Consider the following 22,807-nt stretch of genomic DNA (forward strand, 5'->3'; position numbering starts at 1 on the left):
GGATCTCGGATCAGTAGGTGCCGGGGGTCGGGGCGGGGACGCCGTCGGCGCCCTTGAGGCCGCCGATGCGCCCGACGACCTCGTCGACCAGGCCGTATTCCTTCGCCTGCTGCGCGGTCAGGTAGCGGTCGCGCTCGGTGTCCCGGGCGATCTGCTCGATCGGCTGGCCCGTGTGGAGGGCGAGGATCTCGTTAATGACCTGACGGCTCTTGATGATCTCCTCGGCCTGGATCTCGATGTCCGAGACCTGGCCGCCGACCTGGCCGTAAGGCTGATGGATCATGATCTTGGAGTGCGGCAGCGAGAACCGCCGGCCCTTGCTGCCGCCGGCCAGGAGCACCGCCCCGCCGGAGGCCGCCAGGCCGATGCAGTAGGTGGCGATCTGGCACTCGATGAACTGCATCGTGTCGTAGATCGCCAGCGTGCTGCTGACGCTGCCGCCGGGGCTGTTGATGTAGAAGCTGATCCCCTGCGTCCGGTTCTCGTACTGGAGGTAGAGGAACTTCATCACCGTCGCGTTGGCGACGGCGTCGTCGATCACGCCTTCCAGGAACACGATCCGGTTCTCGAGCAGCAGGTCGCCGAGGGTCATCTGCCTCTGGCGCGCGTAGTCGCGATGGCGCTGGAGCTTCGGTTCCGCCAGCGGGTGGTCGAAGGCCATGGACGGTCCCTTTCGGTGACGAGTGGTGGCGAGACGGCCGCGCGGCCTCTCCTCGACATGCTATTGGAGGGGCCGGCGGCCGAAATTCAAGGGGGTCCGCTACGGCGGGGTCACGCCGGGGCGGTCTCGTCGTCGGATTCCCCGGCGTCGGCGCGCTCGGGGGTCGCGGCCTCGTCGAGGGTCTCGACGGCGACCTCGGGCTCGTCGACGGCGACATCCTCGTACTCGACCGACTTGAGGATGTGCTCCAGGGCCCGGCGCTCCAAGATCTGGGTCGCCAGGGCGTCGTCGAGCCCTTCCTTCTCGACCCGGGCGCGGACGCGGCGGACGTTCTCGCCGGTGCGCTCGGCCATCGCCTCGATCTCGGCCTCCAGGTCCTCGGCCTCGACCTTGATGTCCTCGGCCTCGGCGATCTTCGCGAGGATGAAGAACTCCTTGAGCGAGCGGAGGGTCATCTCGTGGGCGTTGGCCCGGATCTCGGCCTGGCGGGCGCGGATGTCATCCGGGGAGAAGCCCTCGTCGCGCAGCTCCATGACGAGCCGGTTGGCGGTGCTCTTCTCCTGGCGGGAGACCAGGTCGGGGGGCAGCTCGAACGGCGTGGCCTCGATCAGGGCGTCGAGCACCTGGCGGCGGACCGCCTGCCGCTGCTGCGAGTCGACCCGGCGGGCCAGGGCGTCGCGGACGGCCTCGCGCAGCTCGTCGACGCTCTCGAACCCGATCGAGTCCAGGAACTCCTGGTCGACCTTGGGCGGCTCCAGCGTCTTCAGGTCGTGGACGACCGCCTGGACCTTCACCTTGGCGCCGCGAAGCTCCGGGTCGGAGACGGCGCTGCCCAGCTCGGCCTCGGCCTCGCGGGTCTCGCCCGGCTTGACCCCGACGAGGGCCTTCCCCATCTCGGGGACGCGGCCGTCCTGGAAACGCAGCTCGGGCTGGAGCCGGAACTGGATCTCCTTGACCTCGTTGATGACCGAGCCGTCGTCGCGGACGAAGGAGAGGTCGGCCGTGACGTAGTCGCCGATCTCGGCGCCCCCCTCGAGGCGGGGGACGACGCGGGCGTACCGCTCCAGGAAGCGATCGTACTGGAGGTCGACGTCCTTGTCCGAGATGTTCCGGACCGGCCGCTTGACCTTCAGGCCCTGGTAAGAGGGGATCGCGAACTCGGGGCGGACCTCAACCTCCATGTCGAAGGTGAGCGGACCCTCGTCGGGCAGGGCGATGGCGGCCACGTCCAGCTTGGGCTGGGTGATGGGGTTGAGCTGGTAGTCGCGGTCGACCTGGTCCAGCGTCTCCATCAGCAGGGTCGACTTCACCTGATCGGCGACCTGCTTCTTGAACCGCTTCACGACGAGCGTCTTGGGCGCCTTGCCGGCGCGGAAGCCGGGGACCTGGGCCTCCTTCTGGAGGGTCCCCAGCGACTCCTCGTACTGGCGGTCGATCTCCGCCCGAGGGATCGTGATCGTGACATGCTTCTTGCAGGCGCCGGCGTCCGCGATCTGGACGTCGAGTTCGAGCTTCCGCTTCTCGGGCTCGGCCTGCACCGTCTCGGCTTCCGTGGGCTCGACGGGGGTCGACTGAAGCTCTTCGCCGGATGTCATGAGAGGCGTTTCCTCGGGTCACGTCGGGCTGGGCGGCTTGACTCGCCAACACGCAACCGACGCGCTCGAGCGAAAGCGCCAACCCAGATGGCTATTCAAGAGAGCGGGAGATGGGATTTGAACCCACGACAACCACGTTGGCAACGTGGTGCTCTACCCCTGAGCTACTCCCGCGAAACTCGGCCGCGTGGGCCGGTCCGCCAACCAGGGTGAGGGGCGTTTGACGTCCCTCGCGTCGGCGGTAGACCTACTATACGTGGCCTCGCGGGGAATGCAAGCGGCCGCCCCCGAAATCTCGAAATTCGCCCCCGGGCGGGGGAGGGGGGGGATGCGGGGGGGCCGCGGTTTTCCATTTGCTCGCCGCGCCCCAAGGCTATACTTTCGTCAGGGAGGCGCGAGCGCCCCGCGGTCGTCCCCCGGCCCCCTCGCGCCCCCACCCGCGGCCCCGATAGCAGCCGAGATCGATTCGCGATGAACTACACACTCCAGGTCCTGAAGGGGCGGAGCGACGTCGCCGCCCTACGCCTGATCGACGGCGTCAACAGCGTGGGCCGGCACGACGACTGCGTCATCCGGATCCGCTCGTCGCAGGTGAGCCGCCGCCACTGCGAGATCTTCGAGTCCGACGGCCGGCTGATGCTCCGCGACCTGGGCTCCTCCAACGGCACCTACGTCAACGGCCTGCGCGTCCTCGGGCAGCAGCCGCTGAAGGTCGGCGACGTCATCTCCATCGGCGGCGTCGCGCTCCGCGTCGACCCGGCCGGCGGCGCGGCCCCGGCGACCCCCGTCCCGACCCCGATGGGGGATACCTCCGAGCAGGACGTCGTCGACGCGGTCGAGGTCGACGAGGCCGACGACTTCGAGGTCGCCATCGTGGAGGACGACGAGGACGGCTTCCAGATGGGGGACGTCGGCGACCTGCCGGGGGGCTCCGACGACGCCATCCCCCTGGAGGACGACGCCCCCCCCGCCAAGACCAAGAAGAAGGCCGCCGCCGAGGCCTCCGAGGACGCCACGGTCGACCTCGCCTCCATCGGCGAGGGAGGGGCCGTGCCCGAGGACGACGCCGTCGCCCAGTTCCTCATGGACCTGAAGCTCGACGACGAGGATTGACCCCAACGGCCGCGTCCGTCGCGGGGGCGCATGTTGAACTTTATCAACCGGCCGAAATCCGTCTTGGCCAACGCCCTCGCATCTGCTATAAATGGCCCCACGGTGCCATTCCGTATGGTTCGTGCCGTTTGCGGTGTTTCCTCGACGATCGATCGTTGGCCTCCTGTTGTGGATAGGATCCTCGAATGGCTCGGCGAAAGACCCTCCCGGAATCCTTGCGCGCGAAGCTCGAACTCGCGGAGAGGCTGACGGCCCTGCGGCTGGAACTGTTCGGCGAGCGAGGGGGGCCGGAGATGGCCCGCAAGCTCGGCATCCCGGTCCGCACCTGGTACAACTACGAGGGGGGGGTGACCGTCCCCGCCGAGGTCATCCTCAAGGTCATCGAGCTGACCTCGGCCGAGCCGGGCTGGCTCCTCCACGGCAAGGGGCCGAAGTTCCAGCCCGAGCCCCGTCGCGACCACGAGAGCGAGCCGTCGCGGCCCAGCCGCGCGGTCGGGGCGCTGCTGCGCACCGCCCTGGAGATCCTGGAAGGCAACGCCCCCCCCGAGCTCGGGATCGCGACCGCGCGGTTCGTCGAGGCGGAGCGGGCGGTGGGGGGCCGGCCCGACGGCCTCCCCGAGGCCCTCCCCGACGAGCGGGCGACCGACGCCCCCCCGGCGTCGCCCCGGCTCGATCGCGACATGCTCCGGGCCGACGGCGGCCGGGGCGAGCGGGAGTGGCTCGACGCCCGTCGCGACGGCCGATGCCTCCCCACGCCCGACGATTCGATGGCCCCGGTGCTGGCCCGAGGGACGCTGATCGCCTACGCCCCCGCGGGGGAGCCCCCGGCCTCGCTGGACGGCCGGATGGTCGTCGCGCGGGTCGACGGGGAGGCGATCGTCCGCTGGTTCGAGGACCGCGGCGATCACGGGGTGCTCCGCGCCGAGGACCCGCGGGAACGGCCGGTGCGCGTCGACCTCGACGCCGACGAGCCCCCGCCCATCCGTCGCGTCCTCTGGATCGAGGCGGCCCGCTGAAGCCTTCGGCCGGCCGTCGCTCACCAGGCCAGGTGATCCGGCCCGCATCGCAGCACCAGGATCTTGCCGTCGCCGATGCGCCCGGTCCGGGCCTTCTCGGTGATGGCCCGAAGCGCGGCGTCCAGGTGGCGCCCCTCCACGAAGACGGTCAGCTCCACCTTGGGGAGGAACGAGGCGTTGTACTCGCTCCCCAGGTATTGATGCAGGCGCTTCTTCTGCCGGCCGTGCCCCATCGCCTCGCGCACGAAGCCGCCCAGGATCTCGACCGACTGCAGCGCCGCCAGCACCGCCTGGGCCCGGAACGGCTTGACCAGGGCGATGATCTGGAACGGGGCGGAGCCCGGGTCGCTGTCGTCGGGATCGGACATCGCGTGACCTCCTCCGCATTCACGGCGGCGCCTGGCGTCGGCCGCGCCGGGGGACTATGATTCTGAGATTACCACGGGCCCGGCCCCCCGGAAACGCGCCGGGGGCGTCGCCCAGCGGTATGGGGCGAGACGAGAGGGGCTTTCGTTGATGAAACGCGCGCGCGGGATGCTGATCAGCTTCGGGACGCTCCTGGCGATCGGCTGCGGGATGAACAATTACGACTACCGCATCGAGCAGACGCTGGAGCGCATGAAGTATGAGAGGCGGCTGGACGAGAACCTGATGCCGGAGGTCAAGGGGAGGCTGGAGGAGCTGGGGATCTACATCCGGCCTCCGAAGAACCTCGCCGGCCCGACGCAGACGTTCCAGTTCGCCGCGATCGAGCCCGGCCGGTTCGACCTGGAAAACACATTCCTGGACGCCGACAGGCAGAGCCTCCACATCCTGGCCCGCGTCGACCTGCCCAAGGCGGCGGCGAAGAAGGGGGACCCGGCGCAGCCCGAGGCCCCGCCCCGCGGCGACTTCAACGAAGAGGTCATCGAGCTGATCCGCAACGCGACCGGCTCGGAGATCGACCAGGCGCAGTTCAAGGAGGAGACGAAGCAGGTCCGGTACCGGCGAGTGAGCAACACCTTCCGGACTGCGACGGTCGACCGCGACCCCAGGGAGATGCAGGTCTACCTCTACGGCACCAAGACTTCGCCCCAGAAGGTCGCGCTGATCTTCGAGTATCTGAAGTCGGACAGGAACGCCGTGGCCCCGAAGATCGCCCTGACGCTGGAGAACTTCCTGGTCGGCGACGCCGCCCGCCAGGCGTTCAGCGGCGGCAATGAGGACGATATCGAGGCCGAGGGCGGCGGCGAGGCCGGCCCCCCGATCTGACCCGCGACTCGCGCCAACCTGACCCGACCTCACGGAACCGGGGCCCCACGCGGCGGCCCCGGTTTCCTTGCGCGCCTCGCGTCGCACATCGACCGCGCGGCACATGTCCCGCCGGGAGCCGCCGGCCCGATACCGATCGGATCGCCCACGGGATCGCCTGTCGGTCCCGCGGTGCCCCAAGGCCTTGCGGACGCCCTCTTCCGAATGGCCTTCCAACTGGATGCCGGAGGGGCGGCCGGGGGGCCGAGTGGCAGGAATTCGGGGCGGCGTTCCGAAGGGCGGCGTGACAGTTGTCCCGCGACCTTGCCTGCCCCCGAGACGTCGGCCCGCGGACAAGCGTCGGGTCGTCCGCGTGACGGCGGCGTCGACCGATCCCGCCCATCCTCCCGTGGTGGGGGAAAGTGGCCGAAGCCGGGTGAGGGGGAAGCCGCCGTCGCACCCCCCGACTCGCGAGGGATGCGAGGCGACGGCCTGGGTCGCCCCCCTCGCCCGCCCGCGTGGGGCACCTTCCCCCACCAGGGAAGGAAGGACGGCTCGTGGCGGCTCGCCCGAGCGCGTCGAAGGGTCGATGCTCGATCCCGGCAGGGTGGCGAGCCGCCATTCCGCTTTCAGGAGCGATCGATGTCACGCCAGCAGGAAAATCCTGCCCATGCACCAAGAATCCGATTGGTGCAAATGCCTGGCTGCAAACGTCTTGGAAGCAACTCTGCGAGCCAGCCCCCGAGAAATCTTCTCCGGTCGATTCTCAAAGCCCGCTTTGTGTAGCACTACATGATGGAGAAATCCGAAGCGGTGGACCCTGGCGACCCCCAAGATCAAGTGGAGGACACCATGCTTGATGGGCTGCGCGGGGGACGCGGATGTTGTTCGTCGCGTCATGAGGACGAACGCCGCCGAGCCGGTCGATGAGCGGAAACTCATTCGAGAATGACGAACGAAGCCACGGCGGATCGATTCCAAGGGTTTTGACTATCTAAGGTTGCGTCGAAATCCCGGTGGTCGCGTCGCGACGAACGAAGCCAGACCCACGCGACGATGCTATCACCGCCGATTCCAGGGGACCGCCACCGACGTCGGTGGGGCGGGGAGAGCGGGGCGAGGCCATGGGGATGAGGTGTCGGCGTCGGCGCGGCGTTCAGGAGGCGGCGGAGGCCAGGTCGAGGAGGATCTCGGAATACTCCGTCGTCGGCTCGGATTCGTCCACCAACTCGCCGCGAAGGATACGGACGTGGCCCGGGGCCTCGATGCCGAGACGGACCTGATTCCCCTCGACCCGGATGACGGTGATCTTGATTTCCTGGTCGATCACCAACGACTGCATGGGCTTGCGGCTGAGAACCAGCATCGGGACCTCCTTGTCTCGCTTGAACCGCCCGGGTGTCGAACTTCGCTTGTCGTGCTTCGCGTCCTTGACTACTCCGTCACCAGTTACGACGAAATCCCGGCCCCAAGGCCGACACGATTTTTGGGTTTTTGCCGGCGCGGCGCGTAAAAAAACCTCGCGACGCCGGGGCCGGCGTCGCGAGGGGGTTGGATGGGTGCCCTGGATGCTGGGGCGAGGGTCAGACGTTGTAGGTCGAGGAGGCGGTGGTGCCGCCGTGGCCGGTCCAGTTGGTGTGGGAGAACTCGCCGCGGGGCCGGTCGATCCGCTCGTAGGTGTGGGCGCCGAAGTAGTCGCGCTGGGCCTGGAGCAGGTTCGCCGGGAGTTCGGCGGAGCGGTAGCCGTCGAAGTAGGAGAGGGCGGAGGTCATCGCCGGGGCGGGGATGCCGTGGGTGATGGCCGAGGCGCAGACGTGCCGCCAGCTCTGCTCGGCGCGGCCGACTTCCTGGGCGAAGAAGGGGTCGATCAGGAGGTTCGTGAGGTCGGGGGCGCGGTCGAACGCCTCCTTGATGCGGCCGAGGAAGGCGCTGCGGATGATGCAGCCGCCCCGCCACATCATGGCGACGGCGCCGTTGTTGATCTCCCAGCCCGACTCCTTGGCCATCGCCCGCATGAGCGCGAAGCCCTGGGCGTAGGAGATGATCTTGCTGGCGTAGAGGGCCTGCTCGATGCCGTCGACCATCGTCTGGGGGTTGCCGTTGTACGAGGTCGGGTGGACCTTCAGCACCTTCGACGCCTCGACGCGCTCTTCCTTCTGGGCGGAGAGCGCGCGGGCGAAGACGGCCTCGGCGATGAGCGTCAGGGGGACGCCGTTGTCGCAGGCGGAGATCACGGTCCACTTGCCGGTCCCCTTCTGGCCGGCGGTGTCCAGGATCAGGTCGACGGTCGGCTTGCCCGTCTCCTCGTCCTTGTGGGCGAGGATGTCGCGGGTGATCTCGATCAGGTAGCTGTCCAGCGGGCCCTTGTTCCAGCGGTCGAAGACGTCGTGGAGCGCGGGGGGCTCCATCTTCAGCAGCCGGCGCATCAGGAAGTACGCCTCGCAGATGAGCTGCATGTCGCCGTATTCGATGCCGTTGTGCACCATCTTGACGTAGTGCCCGGCGCCCTCCGGCCCGACCCAGTCGCAGCAGGGGGTGCCGTCCGGGGCCTTGGCGGCGATGTCCTGGAAGATGGGCTTCACCAGCGGCCAGGCGTCGGCGTTGCCGCCGGGCATGATGGAGGGGCCGTTGAGCGCCCCCTCCTCGCCGCCGGAGACGCCCGCCCCGACGAACAGGATCCCCCTCTCCTTCAGGGCCCGGGTGCGGCGGGTGGAGTCCGGGAAGTGGGAGTTGCCGCCGTCGATGATGACGTCGCCCGGCTGCAGCAGGGGGATCAGCTCGTCGATCACGTGGTCGACCGGCGCGCCGGCCTTCACCATGATCATGACCTTGCGGGGCCGCTTCAGGTTGGCGACCAGGTCCTTGACCGTGTGCGTCCCGATGATCGGCTTCCCCTTGGCGCGATCGGCGAGGAAGGCGTCGACCTTGGACGTGGTCCGGTTGTAGACGGCCACCGTGTACCCGTGGTTGGCCATGTTGAGCACCAGGTTCTCGCCCATCACGGCGAGGCCCACGAGTCCGATGTCCGCGGTCGGCTGAATGGCGGCCATGTGCTTCGATTCCCAATCGTTCAGGCGGGGCGAAATTGTCGGTCGAAGGCGTGATTCTATCTCCCGGCCGCCGCGCGGTCCATCGCGGCGGCGACGGGCGGGCTCACTTCCTGTAGGTCTGCGGGACGTAGGCCGGCAGCTTCCTGGGCGCGAACACCTGGGCGATCCTGGCGAAGCGGGGGAGGCCGGCGACGGTCGGCACGCTCACCCAGTCCTCGCCGATCAGCGGCCGGGCGTAGTCCACGAACTCGTCCGTCACGTCGATGCCGCTCGGGGCGAGCCACTCTTTCGGGAAGAACCGCTCGGAGTTCGCCACCTTCTCCAGCGGGGCCTTGTCGTAATGGACGTTGTACGCCGAGCCGGAGCGGTCGCGGAGGATGGTCGCCATCCAGCCGTTCCCCTCGTTCAGGGCGATCTCGACCGCGTGCCGGCCGACGCCGTACGCCTCGTCCAGGTCGACCGAGCTGGCGTAGGCGATCGCGTTGCGCTGGTCGGTCCCCGGCACCTGGCCGCGGGCCTTGCCGGGGACGGGGAACTTCAGGGTATTCAGGTAGTTGACCACCACCTGGGCCACGGTCTGCTGGCTGGAGCTGAACTGGACGTGCCCGAAGTTGTCGCGGACGGAGCCGACCTCGCCGACGTCGAAGCCCTCGCTGACCACCACGATGCAGCGGCCGTCGGATTCGAGCTGGCGGATCACGTTCTCGCCGAGCTGCTGGAGGGACAGGCCCGACTCGGTCAGGTAGATCTGGAGCGGCATCTCCCGCCTGGGGTCGGCCAGCCGCGCGGCGGCGGGGATGTAGCCGATCTTCCGGCCCATCGCCTGGATGACCAGGACCGGGTCGGCCGGGCGGGACCCCGCGTTCTCCTCGTTGGCCTGCCGGACGTAGTGGGCGTAGTAGCGGGCCACCGAGCCGTAGCCGGGCGAGTGGTCCAGCAGCGTGAACTCGGCGTCGCCCAGGTCGTTGTCGATCGTCTTGGGGACGCCGACCGCGACGAGGTCCAGGCCGTGCTCGTTCGCCAGGACGCTGACCTTGTGCGCGGTATCCTGGGAATCGTTGCCGCCGATGTAGAAGAAGTAGCCGACGTCGTGGGCCTTGAAGACCTCGACGACGCGGGCGAAGTCCTCGTCCTGCCCCTTCTTGAGCTTGTAGCGGCAGGTGCCGATGCTCCCCGCGGCCGGCGAGGTCCGCAGCAGGGCGATCTCCTCGTCCGGCGTGGCGGAGAGGTCGATCAGCTCCTCCTTCAGCACCCCCTCGATCCCGAACCGGCCGCCGTAGACCTTGCCGATCCTGTCGGGGCGTCGCCGGGCGGCCTCGATGATCCCCCGCAGCGAGTTGTTGATGACGCAGGTCGGCCCGCCGGACTGGGCCACGACGACGTTGCGGGGAGGCATGGGGCGTTCTCGATCCTCGGATTCCAGGCCGCTGGACGCGGGGGGACTCGATCGGGTTCCGATTGCATCACGAACGGGCCCGGCGGGCAAGGCTCCGCCGGGCCGCGGCGATCAGGGGGAGGGGAGCTTCTCGGCCGCCGCCTGGACCTTCGTCGGTATGTCGGTGCAGTGGACGTCGGCCCCCAGGCCGAGCGCCAGGTAGTAGTCCTCGACCGCGTGGCCGGGCCAGACGTTGACCAGCAGGCCGGCCTTGTGGGCCTCCTCGACGGCCGCCCGCGAGGTCCCCTTCAGCTGGCAGGCGATCCGATCCGCCCCGACCTCCCCGGCCTTCGCGATGAACTCGGCGGAGCAGGGCTTCCCGGCGATCAGCGAGATGGGGGCCTTCGCGTCGATGGCGCGGATGGCCTTCAGCGGGCGCTCGTCGAACGAGCTGAAGACGTAGGTGGACTCCGACGGCCTGCGGGACTCGGCCGCGGCGTGGAGCTTCCGGCAGAACTCCTCGATCCGGTCGTCGGGGTATCGCTGCTTGTTGCTGGTCTTCATCTCCAGCTCGATGTAGCAGCCCGGCCGGTCGGCGAAGAAGTCCAGGAACTCGTCCAGGAAGAGGAACTTCTGGCCCCCCTTCGACGAGGTCGGCCTCAGCTCCTCGGCCGTCATCGTCTCGACCGCGCCCTCCGCGACGTGGGTCCGGGTCAGGTCGTCGTCGTGCAGGATCACCAGCACGCCGTCCCTGGTCATCCGGATGTCCGTTTCGAAGCCGCGGATGCCTCGCTCGTGGGAGGATTGGAAGGCCTCCAGCGTGTTCTCCTCGAACTCGAAGGCCCCGCCGCGATGGGCGAGGACGATCGGCCTCGGTTCCCCGGCGTCGGCTCGGGAGGCGGGGAGCAGGGCGGCGAGGGCGACGAGGGTCAGGATCCCGATCCGACGGGGCATGGCGGAAACTCCCGAGGTGGAAGGACGTTGCACCGGCGGCGATTGTAATGCCCGGCGACGCCCGGGGCCAGGGAGGCCGAAGGGTGTCGGACTAGCGGCGACGGGGATCCTCGGCGGTGCCGATCCGCCGCTGGGCCTCGTGCAGGCTGCGGGTGGTGAGCGCGACGGTGAAGGGGTGGGAGGGGACGGCGTACTGGGGGTCGGCGAGCTGCCCGGAGAGGATCCCGGCGGAGAGCGACAGGTCGGCCTCGCCCGCGGCGTCCCAGAAGAAAGCCATCCAGAGGAGCATGCGGCGGTACAGCTCCAGGCGGTGGAGGAGCCGGCGCTCGAACAGGAAGCGGTAGGCGCCGGCGTCGCGGAGCGGGTCGGCCACGGCCCGGCGCTCGCGGACGGTGATCTCTTCGGCGAGGTCGAAGGTCAGGACGGAGCGGTCGACCCAGCCGGGGCAGGCCTCCAGCACGCGCCAGGATCGGTCGGCGAGGGCCGCGGGGTCGAGGGCGCAGGGCGACCATTCGGGCCTGGCGGCGAGCAGGGCGCCGGCGTGGAACCCGCGCCCGACGGTCGCGTCGAGCCATTCCTGGACGGCCGGCGGTGTCTCGCGGCCGGAGAGCATCAGGCCGCCGGCCAGCAGCCCGGTCGCCAGCGCGTGGGCGTCCTCGACGCAGGGGCCGAGGGCCAGCTCCGGGAAGCGGTCGAACAGGCCAAGGTCGGCGTCGGTCCCGTCCAGGGTCTCGCCCAGGACGTCGCGGATCCCGCCCCGGACGTCGCAGAGGAACGCGGCGAGCGAGGTCCGGCCGTCGTGGACGCTCGCCAGGGCGACGGCCCCGGTGCCCTCGCCGTCGACGGCCGTGGCCAGCGACCGGACGATCCGCGGCGGGTCGCGGTCGATCCGCGCGGGGGTCGCCACGACGCGCCTCGGCCGCGCGACGACCGGCCGGCCGTCGGTCCCGAGAGCCCGCCTCGCGGCGAGGCGCGTGGCCTCGTCGCGGCTGGCACCCAGCAGGTGCAGGAGGCGCGTGACCCCCTCGCTGGCCGGCGCGACGACCAGCTCGTCGACGATCGACCGCCGCAGCTCGGCGTCCAGCGACTCCAGCCCCAGGAAGGCGTCCCACGACTCCTCGGGGGCGACTTCCAGGCCGTCGAGCAGGTCGTCGATGGCCGAGCCGGGGCCGTCGTCCGGGGGCGTGGGGGCGGCCGATGTCCGCGTGGCGGTCGATTCCATTCATCACCAGGCCAGGGGAGGCCCCGGGTTCTTCCAAACTCGGCCGACGGGCTGGGGCGACCGCCGCCATCCCGCCTCCTCGCGATCCGGGTCGAGGGAGAGCGTCCTTCGCGTGCTCCCTTCCTGGGAGTATTCGTGGATCGGGGCCGTTTCCGCAAGCTGGGAATCCGCCGGGAGCACGAAAATTCGGTTCCCATCGCCGATCTCGACCGGGGTCGTCCCCTCGCCCGGCCGGTCGGGGGCGTAAAACGCGACCCGCTTGCCGACCACGTCCCCGCCGAGCATCGGCCCCGTCGCCAGGCGGTCCGGCCCCGCCTCGTAGACCGCGACCGGCGTCGAAAGCCTGGGGTCGCCCAGATCGAGGCGATACATCACCTGGTTGTAGTCGTACCGGGGAGTCGGCGTCTTGTTGCCCGAGAACGTGTGGGTGTACGTCCCCTCGAAGTAGATCAGCCGGCCCCCTTCCTGGTCGAACATGGGGTGCTGCTTGGGGTTGTAGAACGAATAGTCCTCGTGCGTGGCGACCTTGCGGGCGAAGGTCCAGGGGCCGACCGGGGAATCGGCCTCGGCGAACCACATCTCGCCCAGGAGCGACGTGCCGCCGATCTCCACGAATAGCATGACCCAACGCTTGCGGAACTCATTCCAGTAGACCGAGCCGCCATGCGCCTTCACGGCCTTGCCGGTGTCCGGGTCGCGGAGCTGGATCAACGCCTCCTCGGGCTTGATCGCGCCTGCCTTGATCAGCTCGTCCTGGCCACGCTGGTCGACCCGCGGGGCCCCCTTCTTCCAGGAGTAGCGGAGCCGGCCGTCGGCGTCGCGGTCGACCTTGGGGGCGTCGACGCTCGCGCCGGGCTCCAGGCAGGTGAAGACCTCGACGGCCTCCTCGTCGACGATCTTCTCGGGATCGGCGGGGACGCGCGTCAGGGGGAAGGGGTTGCAGTAGTGGACGTATTCGACGCCCCCCTCCTCGCGCAAGAAGGTGTGGCCGCTGAGGGTCTCTCCGGTGGTGCTCGCGTGATCGCCCTGGTAGACGGCGCGTTTGACGAACTCGGCCTTGTCGGGATCCCATTCGATGGCGCCGCGCTCGTAGACCTCCATAGGGGGCTTGATCTTGGCGTAGTTGGCGAACATGCGCTCGCCGCCCTGGCCGTCGGCCAGTACCACGAGGCCGGTGATCCAGGTCGGGCCCTCGCCGGGCATCTGGGCCGTGGGCCTGGCGAAGCCGTTCTCGTCGAGGAAATAGGTCAGGTCGACCCCCTTCGACGGGTCGAGCCCCCCCTTGTCGGGGAGGTCGGAGACGGCGCCGGGCGCGTGGAAGTTGCCCAGCGGGTAGGCGGGCCGGGCGGTGTCGCCCCAGAACCAGTGGATTTTCCCCCGATAGACGGCGTTGAGGGTGCTGTCCTGCCCGAGGACCAGGCCGTTGAGGACCGGCTCGCGGATGGGCGCGGGGACGCCGGTCAGGAGGCTGTCGCGGTAGATCCCGCCGCCGGTGATCCGGTAGAGCCGCTCTGCGATGTTGAGCCGCTTGATCTTGAGCGTCGCCTCGCCGCCGGGCTTCGTGTCGAGCGCGACGCCGGCAAAGCCGAAGCCGTCCTTGGCGAATTCGTGGCCGTGACCCTTCACCTCGAAATAGACGCGAGTCCCCAGCAGCCCCGGCTCGTCGAACGCGACGACGCCGTTCGAGTCGGTGACATGGAGGATCTGGTTGACCGTGCGCAGTTCCACCAGCGGGACGCCCCGGCCCGTCTGGTCGTCGACGACCGTGACGCGGAACGGCCGCTCCCGATCGCCGTCCCCGCCCTCCGTCGCGAACAGCGGCGCGCCCGCCGCGACCATCGCCAACAAGCCGCTCGCCAACCTGATTCCGATCATGCCGAGCCCTCCCGCGCCGAGCGGCCGAGGAACCGGGCCGCGACGACCGGCGCAACCTCCGAGGCTACGCCGACCCCAGCCTGAACGCCACCCCGCGGCGATCCCGACGGTCGCGTCCGCGGAAAAACGAGATTCCTGAAATCCCGCCGACTTTGTTGCTGACCATGCAGGAAGTTGAAGGTGTTGTTCCTTGACATATCGGACGCGGTTGAGAATCGGGGCCCCCGTCCCATGAGGGCCACGATTGCAGAGCGCCCCAGCCCGACTCGTCCCCTCTCCCCCTGGAGAGGGTAGCCGCGCCAGCGGCGGGCGAGGGTCGTCGGAGCGCGGATGGAGCCCCGGCCACGCCAGCCGGGAATCGGTGTCGTCTCCGCTGTCCGACGGCCCTCGCCCGGCCCTCCGGGCCACCCTCTCGCGGCGGGATAGGGGGCGCGAGTCACACGCTCGACGGGCAAAAAACCACTTCGAAAATGACGAACGAAGCCAACGTGGTTTCGTCGCAAGATTATGGATAACAGAAGTTTGGGGTAATAACCGTGGGAGGCGTGGCGCGCGAACGAAGCCAACTCGCGAGGCCCACGCGACGCGGCGAGAGATCGTCGTGGCCCGGCGCGCGGCACCGGAATTGAAAGGCTAGCCCCCGGCGAGTGCCACCTGGACATCGTGGACCTTCGAGTGCAGAATGGGGCCGGCGGGGGCGACGTCCGCCCTCGGCCCAATCCACCAGATTCGGGGCGACCCCATGCCCGGCGAACATGCGAAGTGGAAGGCGGCGGCGTGGGGGACGGTGGCGACCGTCCTGCTCGCGGTCCTGATCGTGGCGGGCTCGCGCAACCTGGCCTACTTCGACGCCGCGCTGGTGGGCTACACGTTCGCCGTGCTGTTCGCCACGTTCGGCGTGGTGTATCGCTACTCCATGTGGCTGCAACGGCCCCCCACGGCGCTCTACTGGCGCAAGGGCTGGAAATTGTTCCTCCATCCGAGGAGGCCGGGCCGGAACTTCGTCGAGCTGGCCCACCGCGCGATCAACGGGTTCGCGCTGAACACCTTCATCTGGAAGCGGAACTGGGGGCGGGCCGCGGCGCACATGCTCATCATGTGGGGCTGCATCCTGGCCGCCGCCGTGACCTTCCCGCTGGTTTTCGGCTGGGTCCACTTCGCCAGCGTCCCCGGCCGGCTGGACCTCTATCAGGCCTACGTCTTCGGCTTCCCGGCGCAGACGTTCCCGGTGGAGTCGATCACCGGCTTCATCATCTTCCACATGCTGGTGTGGGCGTCGTTCCTGGTGATCGCCGGCGTCATGCTGGCGATGCGGCGGCGGATGCGCGACCACGGGGCGGCGGCCGTCCAGCAGTTCGGCGAGGACTTCCTGCCGCTGATCCTCCTGTTCGCCATCAGCGTGACCGGGCTGATGCTGACGGCCAGCTACACCTGGATGGAGGGCTACGCCTTCGACTTCCTCGCCATCCTCCACGCGGTGACGGTCATCTTCACGCTCCTCTGGATGCCGTTCGGGAAGTTCTTCCACATCTTCATGAGGCCGGCCCAGCTGGGCGTCGGTCTGTACAAGGACGCGGGGAGGCGGGGCGAGCAGGCCCGCTGCCGGCGCTGCGGCGAGGAATACGCCTCGCGGATGCACGTCGAGGACCTCATCGACGTGGAGCGGCGGCTGGGATACCGCTACGAGGCCGACGTCGCCGGCGTGGAACATTACCAGTGGATCTGCCCCCGCTGCCGCCGTTGCATGCCGGCGCTGGTCCAGGCGCGGATCTGGAACGACGGCCCGGCCGGGGCCCGATAGAACGATCGACCGATCGCCCGACGCGAGGAACCGACGATGGCCCAACTCCCCGCCGAAGCCCTGGACGTCATCGAGCGCTTCGGCCCGCACCTCAGCTATCCCGAGGGTGCCCGCCTCGACGCCGGGGTGGAGCCGGATCGGCTGGTGAAGACGCATTGCTGCTTCTGCGGCCAGCAGTGCGGCATCCAGCTCAAGGTCAAGGACGAGCAGGTCATCGGCTTCGAGCCCTGGATGGAGTCCCCGTTCAGCGAGGGGAAGCTCTGCCCCAAGGGGGTCAGGCGCTACCTCCAGGGGTCCCACCCCGACCGGCTGCTGACGGCGATGCGGCGCGACCCCTCGGCGCCCGGCGGCTTCTCGCCGATGGGCTACGAGGAGGCGATCGCGCGGGTCGCCGCCGAGATCGGCAGGATCCAGGAGACGCACGGTCGGGACGCCTTCGCCATCCTGAGCGGGGCGAGCCTCACGACCGAGAAGGCGTACCTGATGGGCAAGTTCGCCCGGGTCTGCCTCGGCACGAAGAACATCGACTACAACGGCCGGCTCTGCATGGTCAGCGCCGGGGCCGCGAACAAGAAGGCGTTCGGCGTCGACCGCGCCGCCAACCCCTGGTCGGACATCCCGAAGGCCGAGGTCGTCTGGATCAGCGGCGCCAACGTCGCCGAGTGCGCGCCGATCACCACCAACTACGTCTGGCAGGCCCGCGAGCACGGCGCGAAGATCATCGTCGTCGACCCGCGGATCACGCCGATCGCCCGCACCTGCGACCTGTTCCTGCCGATCAAGCCGGGCCGCGACATCGCCCTGTTCAACGGCGTCCTCCACCTGATGATCGAGAACGGCTGGGTCGACCGCGAGTTCATCCGGACCCGTACCGTCGGCTTCGACGAGGTCGCCGAGCACGTCCGCGAGTGGACCCCGAAACGCACGGCCGCGGAGACGGGGATCGCCGAGGCGACGATCCGCAAGGCGGCCGAGATGTGGGGGACGGCGAAAACCAGCTTCCTGATGCACGCCCGGGGGATCGAGCACCACAGTCACGGCGTCGCCAACGTGCTGGGCTCGATCAACATGGTGCTGGCGTCCGGCCGGATCGGCCGCGAGGGCTGCGGCTACGCCACGATCACCGGCCAGGCCAACGGCCAGGGGGGGCGCGAGCACGGCCAGAAGTGCGACCAGCTCCCCGGCATGCGCGACATCGCCAACCCCGAGCACCGCGCGGCCGTAGCCAAGGTGTGGGACGTCGACCCGGACAGCCTGCCGGGCGTCGGCGTGGACGCCTACGAGATCTTCCGCGAGATCGACCGGGGCAACATCAGGGGCCTCCTCTCCCTCTGCTTCAACCCCAAGGTCTCGCTGCCGGACTCCGACTTCGTCGCCCGGATGCTGGACAAGCTCGACTTCTACGTCTCCATCGACTTCTTCCTCAACGAGACGGCCCGCCACGCCGACGTCGTCCTCCCCGGCTCGCTCCAGGAGGAGGACGAGGGGACCGTGACGCAGGTCGAGGGGCGCATCATCAAGATCAACAAGGCCGTCGCCTGCCCCGGCGAAGCCCGCCAGGACTGGAAGATCATCCAGGACATCGCCGCGGGGCTGGGTCGGCCGAAGGGGTTCACCTTCCGAGAACCCCGAGAGATCTTCGACGAGCTGCGGCGGGCCTCGGCCGGCTGGATCGCCGACTACTCGGGCGTCACATATGAAAAGATCGAGCGGCAGGGGGGCGTATTCTGGCCCTGCCCGTCGGTGGACCACCCCGGCACCCCCCGGCTGTTCGAGGAGGGCTCGTGGAACCCGGCGGCGCGCGGGGCCGGGCCGTTCTACTTCGCCGACGGCAAGGCCCGTTTCAACGTCGCCGCGTACACCCCCCCCGCCGAGGACGTGGACGCCGACTTCCCGCTGATGCTGACGACCGGCCGCGTCGTGAGCCAGTTCCTCTCCGGCACGCAGACCCGCCGCATCGGCCCGCTCGTCGACCAGTACCCGGAGCCTCGCATCGAGATGCACCCCCGGCTGGCCGGGAAGATGGGGATCGCCGACGGCGAATGGGCGACGGTCGAGACCAGGCGCGGGACCTGCACGCTGCGGGCCATGGTCGTCACGACGATCCGGCCCGACGTCCTCTTCGTCCCGTACCACTGGGCCGGGCCCCGGAGCATCAACCGCCTGACGATCGCCGCCCAGGACCCGATCTCCAAGATCCCCGAGTACAAGGTGTGCGCCGCGAGGCTGTCGCGGGCCCCCGGCCCGCCGGAATACGCCGGCCTCCTCGAACCCCAGCAGTGACGGCGACCCCCGCCCGAGACGAATCGAGACGCCCGGAGGGATCATGGTCCCAGATCACCTGATGTTCTTCATCGACCCCAACCGCTGCATCGGCTGCCAGGCGTGCGTCCACGCCTGCGCCGAGTGCGACACGCACAAGGGGAAGTCGATGATGCACCTGGAGTATGTCGACCGAGCGCATTCGGTGCAGACGATCCCGGTCGTCTGCATGCACTGCGACTCGCCGACGTGCGCCGAGGTCTGCCCGGCCGACGCGATCAAGCGGACGGCCGACGGCGTGGTCCAGACCGCCCGCAAGCCGCGGTGCGTCGCCTGCGACAACTGCGTGCTGGCCTGCCCGTTCGGCGTCCCCAAGTCGAACCCGGGCCTGGAACTGATGATGAAGTGCGACATGTGCTACGACCGCTCCTCCGCCGGCCTCAAGCCCATGTGCGCCACCGTCTGCCCCAGCGGGGCGCTGTTCTTCGGGCCGATGGAGCAGGCCGAGCACCTCCGGACCCGGTCCGAGCCGGTCAACCGCTTCAAGTTCGGCCGGCAGGAGATCACCACGAAGGTCCGGATGATGGTCCCGCGAGGCCGGGCCCCGGAGTACGTCGACGTCCTCTCGGCGATGGAGGACGAGCCCGCGGGCCGCCGCGACGCGGCCGATCGAGCCGACGGCTTCGTCCCGGTCGACATGCTGATGGCGTCCCTGTACGAAGAGGGAGAGACTCGATGAGCCGCGATCGGAGCGGGGACGGCAAGCGATCCCCCGACGGCAAGCCCGAGGCCGAACAGCCCCCCTGGCGCCGCGACTTCCCCATCGACACCGCCCAGGACGCCTACGTCGCCCGCCGCGACTACGCGAAGTTCCTGGTCCTGACGAGCCTCGCCTTCGTGGTCGGCCAGTTCGGGATCGCGTTCGCCGGCCTGAAGCGGGCCATCGCGCGCGCTCCGGCCCGCGAGGTCGCCAGGGTCGAGGACATCCCCCCCGGCGGGGCGATCGTCTTCCATTATCCCGGGCCCCACGACCCCTGCCTGCTGGTCCGAGACGTGGACGGATCGTTCGTCGCCTACGGGCAGAAATGCACCCACCTCGCCTGCGCGGTCGTCCCCCACGTCGACAAGAAGCGGATCGGCTGCCCCTGCCACGAGGGGGCCTTCGACATGGCGACCGGCCGCCCGCTGGCCGGCCCTCCGCGCCGGCCGCTGCCGCTGGTGAAGCTGGAGGTCCGCGACGGCGCCGTCTACGCCCTGGGGGTGGAGGACCGGACCGTATGAGCAAGCGCCCGTTCACCCGCGATCAGAAGACCACGATCATCTACGGCGTGCTCGGGCCGATCGTGACCCTGGTCATCCTGCAACTGTGGCTGCTCTCGGCGACCATGAACGCCTACCTCGGCGGCGACCTCCGGGTCGCCTGGCCCGCGGCCTTCTTCAGCCTCGCCTGCCTGCTGCTGAACGCCGGCCTGCTGCGCTACGTCTACGCCCTGGACGCGCGGTGACGCCCCATCACGCCTGGCCGTCGTCGACCCGGAGCGGGTCGAACTCGTGCTCCAACTCGGCGCGGTCGAGCAGGGCGGGGTCGACCTCGGTGACGAAGCGGCTGGGGCTCGAGAACGTGGTCGGGCCGTAGCCCCGGCTGACGGTGGAGGGGTACGTCAGCATCAGTTCATCCTTGGCCCGGCTGACGGCGACGTAGAAGATCCGTCGCTCCTCCTCCTCGCCGCCGGGCTCGTCGACGGCGCGGCGGTTGGGGAAGCCGTCGTCGACCAGCCGGATCACGAAGACGCTCGACCATTCCAGCCCCTTCGCCTGGTGGACGGAGCTGAGGACGAGGAGGTCCTCCGGCTCCTCGCCGCCGGCCGACTCGACGCCGTATAGGTCGCCCGCGAGCATCAGGTCGGCGACCAACCGCTCCAGGCTCTCGTACTTGGCGGCCAGCACGGCGAATTGCTCGACGTCCTTGATGCGGTTCTCCGCCTTGTCGTACCGCGAGCGGACCGTGCCGGGGTAGCCGCCGGCCAGCACGGCCTGGATCGCTGCGGCCGGGCGGTTCTCCGGGTCGGTGGCGCGGATCAAGTTCAGGTCGTTGACGAAGGCCGCGAACAGGCCGCGGCTCTTGGGGGGGACCGTCGCCATCGTCTCGGCGGCGGCGACGGCCGAGAACGGGTTGCCCGAGGCCGCCAGCTTGCGGTACACGGCCCCCGCCTTCGCCGGGCCGATCCCCGGCAGGAGCAGCAACAGCCGCCGCCATGACGCCTCGTCGCGCGGGTTGAGGACCACGCGGAGGAACGCGAGCACGTCCTTGACGTGGGCCTGCTCGAAGAACCGGATGCCGCTGCGGACGTTGTACGGGATGCCGCGCGCCAGCAACTCCCCCTGGAGCACGACGCTGTCATAGTGGTTGCGATACAGGACGGCCATCTCGGACAGGGGGACGCCGCGGTCGCGCGTCTCCAGGATCTGCTGGCAGACGAGGTCGGCCTCCTCGTAAACGTCGGCCGTGGCGACCAGCGTCGGCTTGAGGCCGTCGCCACGCGCCGAGACGAGCGCCTTGGGGAATCCCGACGCGTTGCGGGCGATCGAAGCCTGCGTGAGCGCGACGATCTGCGGCGTCGAGCGATAGTTCACGTCGAGCCGGAAGATCCGCGAGCCGGGGTGACGATCGGGGAATTTCAGGATGTTGTCGTAGTCGGCGCCTCGGAATCGGTAGATCGACTGAGCGTCGTCGCCGACGGCCGTGAGGTTCCCCGCCCCCGCGGCGGCGACCTTCTCGACCACCTCGATCTGCAGCGCGTTGGTGTCCTGCATCTCGTCGACGAGGATGTGGCGGAACATCTTCCCCTGCTCGGCCAGCCGCGCGGGGTGCTCGTGCAGGAGCTTGAGCCAGAGGACCAGGAGGTCGTCGTAATCCATGCAGTTCGCCGCCTGCTTCCGCGTGGCGTAGGCCTCGGCGGCGGCGCGGACGTGGTCGGCCCACTCGGCGAGTTCGGGGGCAGTCTCGGCGATCGCCTGCTCCAGCGGCTTCCGCGTGTTCGCGGCGAAGCTGACGACGCCCTGCACCTGCGACGGCTTGGGCGCGAGCTTGTCCTTCGAGATCAGCCCGGCGTCGTCCATCGCCAGCCGGATCAGGTCGGACTGGTCCTCGGAGTCGAGGATCGTGAAGTTGGGCTCGAACCCCAGCTCGCGGGCCGATTTCCGCAACAGACGATTGCCGACGTGATGGAACGTCCCCGCCCAGACCCGCCCCGCGCGGCTGCCGACCAGGCCGTCGAGCCGCGCCACCATCTCCCGCGCCGCGCGGCGGGTGAACGTGACCAGGAGGATCGATTCCGCCGGTATGCCCCGGCCGATCAGCCAGGCCACGCGATACGTGACGACCCGGGTCTTGCCCGACCCCGGCCCCGCCAGGATCAGGTTGTAGCCGTCCGGCGCCGTGGCCGCCTCGCGCTGCGACGGGTTCAGGTCGTCCGCCAACTGCCGGGCCAGCCCCGCGGGGGGGGTGTGCTTCAGGGTGATCTTGCGCATGGCGTCCTGGGCGCGAGGATCGGGGACGAAGGGGACCCAGATATCTTAGCAGGATCCACCCCCCCGCCGCCGCCCCGACCGTGCCGGCTTCGGCTGCCCCGTCGCGGCGACTCGGCGTGGCTCCAGTTCGGCGCGCGTTGGGTTTCGGAAACGCGCGTGAGCGTTACGCAGCGTGTTTTAGTTTATATAGTCTGTTCAGGTTTTCGGCGGCAGTAAATATAGGATGAGTTAACGATATCGATTGGGCCGGGCTTGAATTGGTCAAACAGGATATTTTTAATACGGTCGTGGCCGCGGCGCAAGGCGGCTCAGCCGGCAAGAACGCATCATCAATTGGCCCTCCAAGGAGTCTCCGCGAATGCTCGCTCGATCGATCCTCACCCTCCGTCGGCTGGTCCTCCCCGCGTTCTACGGGGTGGCGACCCTGTTCGGCGCCACGGCCCAGGGCGGGCCTCTCCAGGTCGACATCACGCATGGAACGCAGGGCGTTGCCTACGACGCCTCCTACGAGGCGGTGATCAGCGATGACACGCACGCAACCCTGACGATCACCGTCAAGAACACGACGCCCGACCCACCTGATGGCGTCCTCACGGCCATCGCGTTCAACAGCCCGGGCGATGTCGTCTCGAGCATCGTCCTCGACTCCTCGAGCTTCGGCCAGAACACCGTGTTCGAGCCCGTCAACAGCACCCCCGGCCCCTACGGCACGTTCGACTACGGCCTCTCGACCGGCAACGGTTCGTGGCAAGGTGGGAGCCCGAACCAGGGCTTGGATGCGGGAGACATCGGCGTCTTTGTCTTCAACCTCCAGGGCAGCTTCTCGGGCCTTACGGATGCGACGCTGACTCAGAAGTTCTACGAGTCCTTCAGCATTGGTGGCGACCCGAACGCGATCTTCGCGGCGCGGTTCCAGCGCGTGGACGGCAGCGGCAGTTCCGTCGGAGCGTCGCTCGAAATCCACAATGCCGTCCCCGAGCCGTCCTCGGTGGTCATGGTCGGGATGGCGTCGCTCGCTGGTCTCGTGGAGTATGTCCGGAACCGGCGTCGCTCGGCGGCCTGAAGATCCGGAACCGCGGTCCCTTCAACGGGCGGCCCCTCTCGCGGGGACCGCCCGTTCCG

At 69.3% G+C, this 22,807-nt stretch carries 19 protein-coding genes and 1 tRNA gene; 9 read left to right on the forward strand and 11 right to left on the reverse strand.

Annotated features, from left to right (window positions below; genetic code table 11):
- Window positions 1-10: 10 nt before the first annotated feature.
- The 3 genes from WG209_RS04930 to WG209_RS04940 form a co-directional block, all read right to left on the reverse strand.
- Window positions 11-661 (reverse strand): ATP-dependent Clp protease proteolytic subunit, encoded by a 651-nt coding sequence (locus WG209_RS04930; protein ID WP_337173895.1) that lies wholly within the window; start codon window positions 659-661, stop codon window positions 11-13.
- A gap of 110 nt (window positions 662-771) precedes the next feature.
- Complete coding sequence (tig, locus tag WG209_RS04935; protein WP_337173896.1) at window positions 772-2,256, reverse strand: trigger factor; 1,485 nt, start codon at window positions 2,254-2,256, stop codon at window positions 772-774.
- A 102-nt stretch (window positions 2,257-2,358) separates the two neighbouring features.
- Window positions 2,359-2,430 (reverse strand) — tRNA-Gly (locus WG209_RS04940).
- Between the two features lie 297 nt (window positions 2,431-2,727).
- Here WG209_RS04940 and WG209_RS04945 point away from each other — a divergent pair.
- Together WG209_RS04945 and WG209_RS04950 are read left to right on the forward strand one after the other, a co-directional pair.
- Window positions 2,728-3,369 carry an FHA domain-containing protein gene (locus WG209_RS04945; protein ID WP_337173897.1) on the forward strand — a complete coding sequence of 214 codons (642 nt, stop codon included), beginning with the start codon at window positions 2,728-2,730 and terminating at the stop codon, window positions 3,367-3,369.
- A gap of 185 nt (window positions 3,370-3,554) precedes the next feature.
- Window positions 3,555-4,385 carry a S24 family peptidase gene (locus tag WG209_RS04950; RefSeq protein ID WP_337173898.1) on the forward strand — a complete coding sequence of 277 codons (831 nt, stop codon included), beginning with the start codon at window positions 3,555-3,557 and terminating at the stop codon, window positions 4,383-4,385.
- 20 nt (window positions 4,386-4,405) lie between these two features.
- Here WG209_RS04950 and WG209_RS04955 read toward each other — a convergent pair whose 3' ends face one another.
- The gene (locus WG209_RS04955) at window positions 4,406-4,753 is read right to left on the reverse strand and encodes a P-II family nitrogen regulator (RefSeq protein WP_337173899.1); all 348 of its coding nucleotides are present in this window, start codon (window positions 4,751-4,753) and stop codon (window positions 4,406-4,408) included.
- 148 nt (window positions 4,754-4,901) lie between these two features.
- On the opposite strand from WG209_RS04955, the gene WG209_RS04960 reads away from it, so the two are divergent.
- Window positions 4,902-5,636, forward strand: a complete 735-nt coding sequence (locus tag WG209_RS04960) for a hypothetical protein (RefSeq protein ID WP_337173900.1) — start codon at window positions 4,902-4,904, stop codon at window positions 5,634-5,636.
- A 1,135-nt stretch (window positions 5,637-6,771) separates the two neighbouring features.
- On the opposite strand, the gene WG209_RS04965 is transcribed toward WG209_RS04960, so the two are convergent.
- The 6 genes from WG209_RS04965 to WG209_RS04990 all read right to left on the reverse strand — a co-directional run bounded on the left by WG209_RS04965 (window position 6,772) and on the right by WG209_RS04990 (window position 14,091).
- Window positions 6,772-6,981, reverse strand: a complete 210-nt coding sequence (locus WG209_RS04965; protein ID WP_337173901.1) for a carbon storage regulator — start codon at window positions 6,979-6,981, stop codon at window positions 6,772-6,774.
- Between the two features lie 217 nt (window positions 6,982-7,198).
- Window positions 7,199-8,665, reverse strand: coding sequence for a decarboxylating NADP(+)-dependent phosphogluconate dehydrogenase (gene gnd / locus WG209_RS04970; protein ID WP_337173902.1), 1,467 nt, complete (start codon window positions 8,663-8,665; stop codon window positions 7,199-7,201).
- Between the two features lie 103 nt (window positions 8,666-8,768).
- Complete coding sequence (locus WG209_RS04975) at window positions 8,769-10,061, reverse strand: diphosphate--fructose-6-phosphate 1-phosphotransferase (protein WP_337173903.1); 1,293 nt, start codon at window positions 10,059-10,061, stop codon at window positions 8,769-8,771.
- A gap of 111 nt (window positions 10,062-10,172) precedes the next feature.
- Window positions 10,173-10,994: a glycerophosphodiester phosphodiesterase gene (locus tag WG209_RS04980; protein ID WP_337173904.1), complete on the reverse strand. Its 822-nt coding sequence runs from the start codon at window positions 10,992-10,994 to the stop codon at window positions 10,173-10,175.
- A gap of 91 nt (window positions 10,995-11,085) precedes the next feature.
- Window positions 11,086-12,216, reverse strand: coding sequence for a hypothetical protein (locus WG209_RS04985; RefSeq protein ID WP_337173905.1), 1,131 nt, complete (start codon window positions 12,214-12,216; stop codon window positions 11,086-11,088).
- Between the two features lie 3 nt (window positions 12,217-12,219).
- Window positions 12,220-14,091, reverse strand: a complete 1,872-nt coding sequence (locus tag WG209_RS04990) for a hypothetical protein (protein ID WP_337173906.1) — start codon at window positions 14,089-14,091, stop codon at window positions 12,220-12,222.
- 742 nt (window positions 14,092-14,833) lie between these two features.
- Between WG209_RS04990 and WG209_RS04995 the strand changes: the two genes are divergently transcribed.
- Genes WG209_RS04995 through WG209_RS05015 form a run of 5 tightly spaced genes read left to right on the forward strand, consistent with a single transcriptional unit; the run spans window position 14,834 to window position 19,659 of the window.
- Window positions 14,834-15,892 carry a hypothetical protein gene (locus tag WG209_RS04995; RefSeq protein WP_337173907.1) on the forward strand — a complete coding sequence of 353 codons (1,059 nt, stop codon included), beginning with the start codon at window positions 14,834-14,836 and terminating at the stop codon, window positions 15,890-15,892.
- Between the two features lie 36 nt (window positions 15,893-15,928).
- The gene (locus WG209_RS05000; protein WP_337173908.1) at window positions 15,929-18,175 is read left to right on the forward strand and encodes a molybdopterin oxidoreductase family protein; all 2,247 of its coding nucleotides are present in this window, start codon (window positions 15,929-15,931) and stop codon (window positions 18,173-18,175) included.
- A 43-nt stretch (window positions 18,176-18,218) separates the two neighbouring features.
- Window positions 18,219-18,893, forward strand: coding sequence for a 4Fe-4S dicluster domain-containing protein (locus WG209_RS05005; protein WP_337173909.1), 675 nt, complete (start codon window positions 18,219-18,221; stop codon window positions 18,891-18,893).
- On the forward strand, window positions 18,890-19,435 hold the full coding sequence (locus WG209_RS05010) for a Rieske (2Fe-2S) protein (protein ID WP_337173910.1): 546 nt from the start codon (window positions 18,890-18,892) through the stop codon (window positions 19,433-19,435). The genes WG209_RS05005 and WG209_RS05010 overlap by 4 nt, the downstream gene beginning before the upstream one ends.
- On the forward strand, window positions 19,432-19,659 hold the full coding sequence (locus tag WG209_RS05015) for a DUF6755 family protein (protein WP_337173911.1): 228 nt from the start codon (window positions 19,432-19,434) through the stop codon (window positions 19,657-19,659). The genes WG209_RS05010 and WG209_RS05015 overlap by 4 nt, the downstream gene beginning before the upstream one ends.
- A 7-nt stretch (window positions 19,660-19,666) precedes the next feature.
- Here the strand turns inward: WG209_RS05015 and WG209_RS05020 are convergent, their stop codons facing one another.
- On the reverse strand, window positions 19,667-21,685 hold the full coding sequence (locus WG209_RS05020; protein ID WP_337173912.1) for an ATP-dependent helicase: 2,019 nt from the start codon (window positions 21,683-21,685) through the stop codon (window positions 19,667-19,669).
- A 358-nt stretch (window positions 21,686-22,043) separates the two neighbouring features.
- On the opposite strand from WG209_RS05020, the gene WG209_RS05025 reads away from it, so the two are divergent.
- Window positions 22,044-22,748, forward strand: a complete 705-nt coding sequence (locus tag WG209_RS05025) for a hypothetical protein (protein ID WP_337173913.1) — start codon at window positions 22,044-22,046, stop codon at window positions 22,746-22,748.
- Window positions 22,749-22,807 lie beyond the last annotated feature (59 nt).

Source organism: Paludisphaera sp., assembly GCF_037189885.1.
Taxonomy (GTDB): Bacteria; Planctomycetota; Planctomycetia; order Isosphaerales; family Isosphaeraceae; genus Paludisphaera.

Coding starts and splice junctions, on each gene's coding strand:
- WG209_RS04960 (WP_337173900.1), top strand. CDS start 4,902: ATGAAACGCGCGCGCGGGATGCTGATCAGCTTCGGGACGCTCCTGGCG.
- tig (WP_337173896.1), bottom strand. CDS start 2,256: ATGACATCCGGCGAAGAGCTTCAGTCGACCCCCGTCGAGCCCACGGAA.
- WG209_RS05020 (WP_337173912.1), bottom strand. CDS start 21,685: ATGCGCAAGATCACCCTGAAGCACACCCCCCCCGCGGGGCTGGCCCGG.
- WG209_RS04990 (WP_337173906.1), bottom strand. CDS start 14,091: ATGATCGGAATCAGGTTGGCGAGCGGCTTGTTGGCGATGGTCGCGGCG.
- WG209_RS04950 (WP_337173898.1), top strand. CDS start 3,555: ATGGCTCGGCGAAAGACCCTCCCGGAATCCTTGCGCGCGAAGCTCGAA.
- WG209_RS05000 (WP_337173908.1), top strand. CDS start 15,929: ATGGCCCAACTCCCCGCCGAAGCCCTGGACGTCATCGAGCGCTTCGGC.
- WG209_RS04980 (WP_337173904.1), bottom strand. CDS start 10,994: ATGCCCCGTCGGATCGGGATCCTGACCCTCGTCGCCCTCGCCGCCCTG.
- WG209_RS04955 (WP_337173899.1), bottom strand. CDS start 4,753: ATGTCCGATCCCGACGACAGCGACCCGGGCTCCGCCCCGTTCCAGATC.
- gnd (WP_337173902.1), bottom strand. CDS start 8,665: ATGGCCGCCATTCAGCCGACCGCGGACATCGGACTCGTGGGCCTCGCC.
- WG209_RS04985 (WP_337173905.1), bottom strand. CDS start 12,216: ATGGAATCGACCGCCACGCGGACATCGGCCGCCCCCACGCCCCCGGAC.
- WG209_RS04945 (WP_337173897.1), top strand. CDS start 2,728: ATGAACTACACACTCCAGGTCCTGAAGGGGCGGAGCGACGTCGCCGCC.
- WG209_RS04930 (WP_337173895.1), bottom strand. CDS start 661: ATGGCCTTCGACCACCCGCTGGCGGAACCGAAGCTCCAGCGCCATCGC.
- WG209_RS04995 (WP_337173907.1), top strand. CDS start 14,834: ATGCCCGGCGAACATGCGAAGTGGAAGGCGGCGGCGTGGGGGACGGTG.
- WG209_RS04965 (WP_337173901.1), bottom strand. CDS start 6,981: ATGCTGGTTCTCAGCCGCAAGCCCATGCAGTCGTTGGTGATCGACCAG.
- WG209_RS05005 (WP_337173909.1), top strand. CDS start 18,219: ATGGTCCCAGATCACCTGATGTTCTTCATCGACCCCAACCGCTGCATC.
- WG209_RS05025 (WP_337173913.1), top strand. CDS start 22,044: ATGCTCGCTCGATCGATCCTCACCCTCCGTCGGCTGGTCCTCCCCGCG.
- WG209_RS05010 (WP_337173910.1), top strand. CDS start 18,890: ATGAGCCGCGATCGGAGCGGGGACGGCAAGCGATCCCCCGACGGCAAG.
- WG209_RS05015 (WP_337173911.1), top strand. CDS start 19,432: ATGAGCAAGCGCCCGTTCACCCGCGATCAGAAGACCACGATCATCTAC.
- WG209_RS04975 (WP_337173903.1), bottom strand. CDS start 10,061: ATGCCTCCCCGCAACGTCGTCGTGGCCCAGTCCGGCGGGCCGACCTGC.